General features: G+C 38.4%; 4 pseudogenes. 2 read left to right on the top strand and 2 right to left on the bottom strand.

The window, feature by feature from the left end:
* Both ACFINU_RS05415 and ACFINU_RS05410 read right to left on the bottom strand, forming a co-directional pair.
* Window positions 1–566, bottom strand: a pseudogene (locus ACFINU_RS05415) (phage tail tape measure protein); the annotation flags it as partial.
* Window positions 544–918, bottom strand: a pseudogene (locus ACFINU_RS05410) (phage tail protein); the annotation flags it as partial. The pseudogenes ACFINU_RS05415 and ACFINU_RS05410, both read right to left, overlap by 23 nt.
* On the opposite strand from ACFINU_RS05410, the pseudogene ACFINU_RS05405 reads away from it, so the two are divergent.
* Together ACFINU_RS05405 and ACFINU_RS05400 are read left to right on the top strand one after the other, a co-directional pair.
* A pseudogene (locus ACFINU_RS05405) lies at window positions 915–1,110 on the top strand (transcriptional regulator); the annotation flags it as partial. The pseudogenes ACFINU_RS05410 and ACFINU_RS05405 sit on opposite strands and share 4 nt — an antisense overlap.
* A gap of 722 nt (window positions 1,111–1,832) precedes the next feature.
* Window positions 1,833–2,765 (top strand): annotated as a pseudogene (locus ACFINU_RS05400) (autotransporter outer membrane beta-barrel domain-containing protein); the annotation flags it as partial.

Raw genomic sequence — 2,765 nt, 5'->3', positions numbered from 1 at the left:
GCACTCTCCGAGAGCTTTTCCTGTGTAAAAAAACTCTTCAACCATTGCCAAAAGTTGGAAAAGCTTTGTTTAACGCCTTCCCACAAATTGCCAAACCACTCGACAACAGCGCTAAGCTCTTGTTTAAACTTTTGCCAAGTTTGAGAGAAATCAAAAGCAGCAGCAATGATATTTTTCCATTTGGTGATGGTGGTGGTATCAGCACCAAAAAAGCGCATGACGGCTTCAAAGGCTTGCCCAAAAGCCCGAGATACCCCCCGTGCAAAGCCCTTCATAAAAGAAGAAAAACGGTCCCAATATTTCCACAAAGCAAAACCAGCAGCCAGTATGACCGCCACAACAGCAGCAACGACAGCCCCGATCGGAGTAAAAATACCCCCCACAACAGAGGCAATACCTGCCCCAACCACTTCGATCACTGTCCCAATAAAGCCAAACGAGGCAGAAAATGCCGCACCTGAAACAGCTATCCCTCGTAAAGCCCCCACAAGTAAAGTCATTGGGCGAAGAAGACGCAGCGCACTCCCACCAAGCCCTGCCATCGGCTGCACGGGTGCGCACCACATTGACAAAGCGCCTCAATGGGTCACTGGAGGTGGTGTGTTTGCCCCATAAAATACGTCCATTGGCGACAATTTTTCCATGGGCATTTTGGCTAAGCCGTGCTGGAATAAAGGTAGCAATATCGGCTTGGTTAAGGCGATTTGCCTCATGATCGATTTCCCCATCAAAATAGCTAATGGGGCGCGCTGTTCCTAAAATGCCTTTGACATCTTGGTTGGAGGGAAACCAAAAAACACCGCCCCTTTGCTTGTCGCGTTTGATAAACATGGCGGCAGCAAAAGGACTTGCCGGTTTAACACTAACATCCCCATCACTATTTGCCACCCAGACAAAGGAATCAATCAAGTAACAAAAATGCAACAATTAAACTTCCCCCTGAAGATATAGCGGAACTCGTAGCAGAGCTTGATAAAAAGTTACAAGAGCTTGTTCAAAAAATCAAAGACAGAGAAAAAATAGAGCTTACCTTGCCTCTTTTTAAAATTGCATTTAAAACGTCAAATAGAGGTTGGAAAAGCACTCAAGAACTACACAAATCCAACCTAACCATCATTATACAATGGAAAATGAAGGGGCATTTCTCCTTACATTAAGATTTTTAATAACACTTTGTTTTTAACATATTATATCTTTTTTTGCTTTTTGGGCTGATTTTGGAGCAAACTTCACAATTTATAGATTTTTTTCAAAGGGGCTTAAAAGGCGGTCTTCTAGGCTTTCACAGAGTTTTTTTAAATCTTCAAAGCCTTTTCCTATTTTCCATTGAATCACAGTTTTTTCTCATTTTCACTCTTTTTTAGATGTCAAAATCCATTTTGATAAAACGCGCATTTAATGGTGAAAATTAGTCATAAAAAAATCATAAATTTCCACCTATTCCCACTTAAAAAAACTCCTGTCAAACGACAAACTTTCTTTTTTGTATATCCACAGCAGCATGGATACTGCTATTCTTTATTGCTCATTTCCTCTCTTCTTGTTTCTTTTTATAACTCAATAAAATTTATCTCTAAATAATGCACAATAATAACACTATGATCTAAAATCAAATAAATATAAATAATTTTTAATATTATAAAATAATTTATATTTATTTCATAATGAATAATACTCAAAACATTATGTATTTTTACAAAAAAATATTTTTCTACTTTACATAAAAATAAAAACAATCTATTGGTCCCCAAAGTAGAAAACCATTCATTTGATATCCTTCTTGTAAGCGGGGGAGGAATGCATGGGGCTTATAAGTTAAGGAAAATATCTAAATGTTTAAAAAATCTCTTTTATCCGGCACAGCTGCCGTAGCTATCATGCTGTTTAGCTCTCATTTCAGCGCATATGCGACAGTCCTCAGTGCTACAAGTAATGAAGAAGTAAAAGACGTCTCCGACGACGCATCCGAAAAACACTATGATGCTATTAAAGCAACAAATAGTGGAAAAATCATTGGCAAGGATTTAAAAGTAACCGCTCCTGAATCTGAAAAAACTGGTGTAACATCTACAGATCTTGGTAGCGAAATTACGTTAAAAGGGGAAACAACCATTGAAAAAGCTATGGATGGGATCCTAGCAAAAACAGGTGGTAAAATCACCAGCGAAGACTTAAAAATAAAAGGAAACGATAAAGGAACTGGTGTAACAACCACAGATCCTGATAGTACAGTTGAATTAACAGGCACAACAACCATTGAAAAAGTTGCAAACGGGTTTCGGGTAAATAAGGGCAGTAAAGTCACTGCAAAAGATGTAACGATAATCCTTCCTGAAGCTAAAGAAGACAGCATTGGTATACTCGTCGATGGTGCTAATAGCGTGATTGAATTAACGGGTCAAACAACCATTAAAGACATTGCTGGCAGCGGTCTTAGGGCAATAACTGGTGGCAAACTCGTTAGTAAAGATTTAACAATAACGGGCTCTCAGAACGAAAAAAATACCAATAGTACTGGTATAGAATCCTACTTGCCGAATACTATTATTGAATTAACAGGCACAACAACCATTAAAAATATGGTAACTGGGCTTTATACAACAGTTGGTAGCAAAATCGTTAGCGAAAATTTAACAATAACCGGCTCTGAAACTGAAAAAAAGAGTACTGGTGCCAAAGCTGACAACAACAGCATGATTACACTAAAAGGCACCACAACCATTGAAAAAGTTGTAAACGGCCTTGATATACAAAATGCAGCTACA

The organism is Bartonella sp. AC130YNZD, assembly GCF_042196865.1.
Taxonomy (GTDB): domain Bacteria; phylum Pseudomonadota; class Alphaproteobacteria; order Rhizobiales; family Rhizobiaceae; genus Bartonella.
The sequence above is the reverse complement of the archived record's forward strand: the minus strand, read 5'-3'. Positions and strand labels throughout refer to the sequence as shown.